Source organism: Natronococcus sp. A-GB7 (genome assembly GCF_029688865.1).
Lineage (GTDB): Archaea > Halobacteriota > Halobacteria > Halobacteriales > Natrialbaceae > Natronococcus.
Genome location: NZ_JARUKV010000060.1, coordinates 1 through 6575, shown reverse-complemented (window position 1 = coordinate 6575; position 6575 = coordinate 1). Strand labels below are relative to the sequence as shown.

General features: G+C 49.7%; 8 protein-coding genes. 7 read left to right on the top strand and 1 reads right to left on the bottom strand.

Annotation, left to right across the window (positions count from 1 at the left end; genetic code table 11):
- Positions 1–184 precede the first annotated feature (184 nt).
- The 4 genes from QA609_RS24380 (at position 185) to QA609_RS24365 (ending at position 2674) form a co-directional block, all read left to right on the top strand.
- Positions 185–391, top strand: coding sequence for a DUF4177 domain-containing protein (locus tag QA609_RS24380; RefSeq protein WP_278305216.1), 207 nt, complete (start codon positions 185–187; stop codon positions 389–391).
- Positions 384–1406, top strand: a complete 1023-nt coding sequence (locus QA609_RS24375; RefSeq protein WP_278305215.1) for a hypothetical protein — start codon at positions 384–386, stop codon at positions 1404–1406. The genes QA609_RS24380 and QA609_RS24375 overlap by 8 nt, the downstream gene beginning before the upstream one ends.
- Before the next feature lie 472 nt (positions 1407–1878).
- The gene (locus QA609_RS24370) at positions 1879–2148 is read left to right on the top strand and encodes a HalOD1 output domain-containing protein (RefSeq protein ID WP_278305214.1); all 270 of its coding nucleotides are present in this window, start codon (positions 1879–1881) and stop codon (positions 2146–2148) included.
- A gap of 142 nt (positions 2149–2290) precedes the next feature.
- The gene (locus QA609_RS24365) at positions 2291–2674 is read left to right on the top strand and encodes a winged helix-turn-helix domain-containing protein (RefSeq protein ID WP_278305213.1); all 384 of its coding nucleotides are present in this window, start codon (positions 2291–2293) and stop codon (positions 2672–2674) included.
- A 103-nt stretch (positions 2675–2777) separates the two neighbouring features.
- Here the strand turns inward: QA609_RS24365 and QA609_RS24360 are convergent, their stop codons facing one another.
- Positions 2778–3092, bottom strand: a complete 315-nt coding sequence (locus tag QA609_RS24360) for a hypothetical protein (protein WP_278305212.1) — start codon at positions 3090–3092, stop codon at positions 2778–2780.
- 284 nt (positions 3093–3376) lie between these two features.
- Here QA609_RS24360 and QA609_RS24355 point away from each other — a divergent pair, with 284 nt between their 5' ends.
- The 3 genes from QA609_RS24355 to QA609_RS24345 all read left to right on the top strand — a co-directional run bounded on the left by QA609_RS24355 (position 3377) and on the right by QA609_RS24345 (position 6316).
- Positions 3377–4012, top strand: coding sequence for a site-specific integrase (locus QA609_RS24355; RefSeq protein ID WP_343233831.1), 636 nt, complete (start codon positions 3377–3379; stop codon positions 4010–4012).
- Between the two features lie 136 nt (positions 4013–4148).
- Positions 4149–4871 (top strand): hypothetical protein, encoded by a 723-nt coding sequence (locus tag QA609_RS24350; RefSeq protein ID WP_278305210.1) that lies wholly within the window; start codon positions 4149–4151, stop codon positions 4869–4871.
- A gap of 575 nt (positions 4872–5446) precedes the next feature.
- Positions 5447–6316 carry a hypothetical protein gene (locus QA609_RS24345; protein WP_278305209.1) on the top strand — a complete coding sequence of 290 codons (870 nt, stop codon included), beginning with the start codon at positions 5447–5449 and terminating at the stop codon, positions 6314–6316.
- Positions 6317–6575: the final 259 nt, after the last annotated feature.

Genomic DNA, 6575 nt, shown 5'->3' with positions numbered 1-6575 from the left:
ATACCTACGTAACGCGTGTTCGTCTCAAGCGCAACTGTACCCAAGAGTGGAAACTGCTACGTATAGGTGAAGATGATCGCGATTTCTTCCCCGCAGTAGATACTGGTGGTTAGGTTTATTCTTGAGTCACCGCTAACGGAGTGGCAACGCGAACCCTTTTTCGGCGGATCGTCGATATACGGGTATGACGACGGGCCAGGGGATTGTCTGGAAGTACGAGACGGTCCGGCCACCCCGCGGGGCGACGATGGAGGAAGCAAGCGATCCTAAAGAACTTCTCAACGAGTACGGGCAGGAGGGCTGGGAATTCGTCAGTACAATCGAGTACACAGGCGGCGGTACCAAGTACCTCGTGTTCAAGCGGCCAGCAGACGGTGACGGCAATGAGTAGCGAGGAAGACGCCGATCAGGTCAGCACCGCGGACACGATGCGCGAGCGGGCTGACGAGAGCAAACTCAAGCTCTGGCTGCTCCTCGGTGCGAACCGACAGCTCGTCACTGGTGTGCTCACGGCAGGGTTCTTCGGGCTGTTCATGCTCGGGAGTTTCGTTGATCCGACGGTCTCAGACCTGCTTCAGGACCGAGGTGTCATCGAATCGCTGTACACACAGATGATCGGGTCGTTGATCACCGGCGTCACGCTCGTCGTCACCATCAGCCAGTTGATCATCTCTCAAGAGAACGGTCCGCTTGGCAAGCAACGAACCCGAATGAGCGAAACGATGGATTTCCGGAACTACATCAAGGAACTCACCGACAAGCCCTCACCAGCCGATCCGTCGGCGTTCCTTCGCGAGATCATCGACGCGACCCAGGAGCGCGCCGAGACGCTCGACGATGTCATGGAGTCGACCGACAACGACGATCTCAGAGACGAGGTCAACGAATTTGTCGACAGTATCACGGGTAACGCCGAAACCGTCCGCGAGAAACTCGACGGTGCCAAGTTCGGCACCTTCAGCGTTGTCCACGCCTCGATGGACTACAATTACTCTTGGAAAATCTTCCAGATCGAACGTCTGCTGGCCGACTACGAGGACGACATCGACGAGGAACAACGCGATGCGCTTGAGGATCTCCGAACTTCCTTCTCAATGTTTGGACCAGCCCGCGAGCACATCAAGACGCTGTACTTCCAGTGGGAACTCATCAACCTCTCGCGGTACATCCTCTATGCCGCGATCCCAGCGCTGCTGGTCTCGGGGATGATGTTGATGTTTGTCGACACAGCGACGGTTACTGGCCGGGTTCTGGGTATCGAGACGTTGCTCTGGCTCGTCGGCCTGACGTTTACGCTGACGCTCGTTCCGTTCTTCTTGCTAACCTCCTACATCGTGCGGATCGCGACGGTCGCAAAGCGGACGCTGGCGATCGGACCCCTGATCCTGCGAGACTCTCAGCGTTGAGGTCAACTACCGGCCGCCACCAGTGCTTTATCTTCAACCTGATAGGTGATTTCACCAATCATCGATCTACTAGTTGAGATCCGCACTAATCGTATGGATGACTTCAATCCGTCCGGAAGACCTCAGGGAGATACTCAATATTGGAGAACTGATCCTCTTCCACAGCAACTTTAAGAATTTCACCTTCATGCAGGTCGTCTATTGGCAATTCGCTGGCATGTCATGTTGTCAGCCGAACGTCGTGGTTTGGCACAAACCCCGCCGTTCGCTATCTGCCAGTCGAGAAAATCTGGGCGGGGCTGCCCTTCCTAACAGACCGGGTTAGTGATCACGGTGGAGTAAGAACTTCGCGAGCAGTAACCTCCAAATCGGAACTCGAAACGGCACCATCACCATTGGAACTATATCGCTATGGGTCTTTCACCCAGATGTTCATACCACTCTTATCTATATCGGTCCCTTCCGTAATACTATGGATCGTACAGAGGCCTCGGACAGGTTAATTCGAAGGGATTACGACTGGACAAATGAAACCCCGAGTACAGAGATCATCGACGCAATAGCTTCGATCGAAAACATTGAGCCGGTTGATCTACCCGAGCAAGTTGATACGCCGTTATACTCTGCTATTGACCCTGAAGCGCTTAATTCGGTAATCACTGGCGATAGTCCAGCCGCGGTTTCGTTTTCTTATGAGGGGTATCATATACGAATAGACGGCAGCCAATTAGAGATTTGCTAAGAAGCCTGGTTCCCTCGAAGTCAGCAAGCGCCGACTATCTGGAGGCCGAGCTGCCGTATCACTGCCGCCCTATTGTGTCAGAAGTTCATGCCTTAAGAATGAGACCTGACCTTTAATTGGAGCAATCTCAAAACCCTTATATATGTCAGACAAATCTAAGGATACCAACATAAATCCCGAAGAATTGACTTTCAACACCAGTGACCGGTTTGACGAAATTTTGAGTAGCCTCAGTAATACTCAGCGACGACGTATTATTTCACATCTCCAAGAGGAAGGATCTGCCTCTCAAAGTGAAATAGCCCACCAGCTCGTTAGATGGAACTACGACTCTCCACCCGATGAAGTCTCGGATAAAGCAGTAGAGCGAATCAAGATAAATCTCCACCATGAACATCTCCCCCAGCTTGAAGATGCGGGACTCATTGAATACGACAGACGATCTAAGATGCTCTTAGTTCGTGATCTCCCTGAGTTAGCTGAAGTTTGTCTCGATCACTGTGAATCAGTGGATCTCCCCTCATAGCGAAGGTGTCATAGAACGATTCATACAGCACCTCTTCGATTACCCGACGGACGGTACGTACAGGTCAAACAGTTACCGCAGTGGCTGGTGATCTCTCTAATAGTCAGAACAACGCTGGAGCATAGAATCCACCCAAGATTAAACCAAGAAACAGCATGGTCTTTAGCAGCGATATAGTACGCTCACGCTCTGATTCTGGCGGAGACGGGTCTCTGGCCTGAAGGATTCCATCAAGCGCCATCCCTGTCCCTCCAAGTACGATTGCAGCCGTCTGGAACGAGAGAATTTCCGGGGTGCCCGAGGAAGATGCTATACCAATTCCTATGATTACAACTACTACGCCACAAACAGCGGATACGTGTCCTGAGTACTCAGATCCTGGAATTCTCTGCTGTGTCTGCTTATTTTTCTCTGTCATATCAATTCATCTCTCCAAGATGTACTAAATTGATTGGGTTCCTGACTGTTAGCGGTTGACCTATACTGACTTGCCAGCACCGAGGGCTGATAGAAACTCTACCGTTAGGTATGCATCTCCATGTAGCGGAATTCAGAGAAGCCCCTGTTTCTGGTAAAGCGGCGACACCAACCGTGATTCTCTTGCAATCTCTCTATGTGGTATGTCATATTGTCAGCCGAACGTCTGAGTTTACCACAAACTGCGACGTTGACCGACTGATTTACCCCTCTCGCTTATAAACCATGCCGTCTACAGAACCCATGCCAAGCAATCCCGACGTTGAGCACTCTGATGAGTACAGCCGCGCCCAAACATGGCTCAAGCCGACTCAAGTTGAATGGCTTCGGGACGTCTGTCTATCTGACGCCGTCGCACCTTACCTTCAGGATCGGAATGAGGTGATCGTCACACTGCTCTATGATGCTGGCCTTCGTGCCGGCGAGCTGTGCGCTCTCGACGTGAGTCACCTAGATCTCGAAAACGGGACCGTCTATCTCCCGAGTGCTATCCAGAAAGGCTCACCACCGCCAGCGACTCTCGAGCTCAAGCCTGAGACGGTTCGACTACTCCGTCGGTATCTTCGGGACCGGTGGAAGGACACTCCAGCTCTCTTTCCTACCCGCTCAAGCGACCGAATCACGGCACGGTCCCTACAGCGGCTCATAGAAAAACTCGCTGTCGAAGCGAACGTGCGGCCGCTGCTTGCAGGCGGTGGTATAGGAGAGCCGACGAACATTACTCCGCACACGCTTCGACACTCTGTGGCTTATCGAATTATTCAGGTCGACGGTGACCGTCTCGAAGACGTTCAGCTACGACTCCGTCACGCCAATAGGCAAACCACGGACCAAATCTATAGCCACTTGATCCCTCGATAACCTGTAAGAGAGGGTTCCATGGAACGATTTTCATAGAGCTGTTTTCCATTACCCCTTTCAGTGAACCAGGCCGACAGTAGGTGTCCGATTCAGGACAGTATAAAGGTTTAAATGAAATAGTTGGTGATTTGATGTCATGTCCCTCCACTTAACGAATGCAGTACGTGGCGGAATCGATCGGGCAACGACCCGAACTGGTGGCATACTGTTCGGTGTATTAATCGTCCTACAGTTGCTAACGATCGCGTCGTTCAACACCCTTCTGGCATCTGTTGCCCCACCTGAAGCGATGGAACAGTTCGGACTTATTTTACCGATTTCGGGTTCGTTCGCCGGCATCTTGCTCCTCGGGACGTATCTAGTAATGGCTGTGTACTTCGTGGTCGTTGCGCGAACTTTCGCTCGTCCAGCACACAAGCTGTCGTCGATCCCAAGCGAACTTTACAGCCGGCGCATCGGGCGAGCCACGCTTTCAATGATCGTTGCAGGAATTATCGTATTCGTCTCGATTATGATCGGGTTCTTCTTATTGATTATACCGGGGATCTTCCTCTCGGTTTGCTTCCTGTTCTTCCTGTTCGTGATTGGTGTTGAGGATCGTGGCGTCATCGCCAGCCTCAGAGAAAGCTGGGATCTCTCACGAGGGAATCGTCTTAAATTGGCTGTGGTCGTGGTCTTCTTCGGAGCTATCGGTGCCAGTATCGGGATGATCGGGGCAATCTTCGAACTGATCGGCGTGCCTGTCGCTGGTGATCTTCTCTCTATTCTTGTGAACGCCGTCCTGTTCATTTTCATTTATGGCCTGCTGGCAGACGCTTACCTCCAACTCTCGGGGGAAAGTGAGAGAGGGAGTCTCTGACGCACTATAACCACCAATCCACTTTGTAGGGCGCTATACTGATAGATGAAACCTACAAATTCTTCAGCCTCTCCTGCGATAATTTTGTCATACTTCTCTCGACATATACGTCCTCCAAATAATTGCGATTGATAGAAACAGTAGAATCCATGCTCGAAAAACACCAGTGCGTTGTTGAACTAATACAATATATGACCAATAAATAATGCAAATCGCTGAAAATAAGAGTGGTGCAAAAAGCCGTACTTTATTTGAATAGTTGCTGAGGAGCATTTGTCCGGACAACCTAATTCATTCATACTATTGTATGTGATTTAATTGTTTTCATTCCACTACGATCACACGCAAAGAATGGGCCACTAATATTCATATCGACTAATTAGCGATACATCATCCTATCAAGACTGATTGCAGGTTTGAAGGCGAAAACTTACTGCAGCCACCGTCACACTAGTGGCGAGCAACTCTGCCCTATTGGGAGAGGAATTAAAACATTGGCTGGTCATGTCTCTTAGATCATTTCAAATTTGGAAAGAATTCGGTAACACTAAATGATATGGCCATTGACTACTGGTATGGGGAAAAGAAAATTCAGCAGACGAACTATTTTGAAAAGTAGCGCTGTCGGCGGTTCAGTCGGTGGGATTGGACTGATTAAGCCGGTGAACGCGACCACCACAGTTGATGACGAAACCATTAGAAAACTGGTGGAGCGACCGGAAGTGAAGTCTATTACTGAGAAGGTTCCTCAGTTAAACATTCAGAAGAAGAACGCAAAGGTTATCGAAGAACTAGGAATTATTACCATTCCGACAAATTTTGGCGAATTGATCATATATCAAGTTGTAGAAGGAGGATCTAATCCAATAGAAGCTCGGATTGATTTCGAAAACCATCTACCTGTTGTAGACTCCGAGTGGCCCAAAAATACATACGGCTCGTATATCGGTAACGAGAATGGCGCAACCTTCCAGCGGTCGCCAACTGAACAAGAATTATCCTCTGTTCGCACTGTTATTGGAGCGGATACCTCTGATTTCAATATTTCCTACACACCCGAAACAGGTGTTTATCAGGTGATGAATGTTAACGCGAATTCCGAACGTGTTGAGCAATACACTGTCGAGGAAGTTCCAGGAATTGAATCCCATGAGACCCCTAATTTGGAAGTCACAAAAGAAGATATCTACGAGCCAAATAGTCCATCAACACAAATCGGCTGTGACAGTTGTCCATTGATCGCTCAGCAAACGCTTCTTTGTATCCAAGACATTCAGTGTGCCCGCTGCGTGTTTGCAACAAAACCGATTGCTATCTTAGGATGCGCGTTGGCTTCGGGCTGTGTGACTGCGGGTGCATTACTGAACATGGTTGCAGATGCAGGCTGTGGTGAACTGCAGAACTGTCTGGATAGTTGCATCGATGCGTTTACAAGTTACGTATAAGCCAATAGTCTAACTGGGCTAAGAAGTACTGAAGCCACTTATTGATAACCCCTTATCAATGCACACCTGCTAAGTAGTCTATTCTTGCTCGAATATAGGTTGCGCAGGACATCTTGTTTCAGTGTCTCGTTCAACTAAATTATTTAAAGAACAGGCCTCGTTATCATCCCGTAAGCAGGCAAGTAACCGCTTACAGGGTCAGTGAGATGGCAACGGTCTATCAACCACTCTCAGTCACTCAGCGTGGAACTCTTGGGCA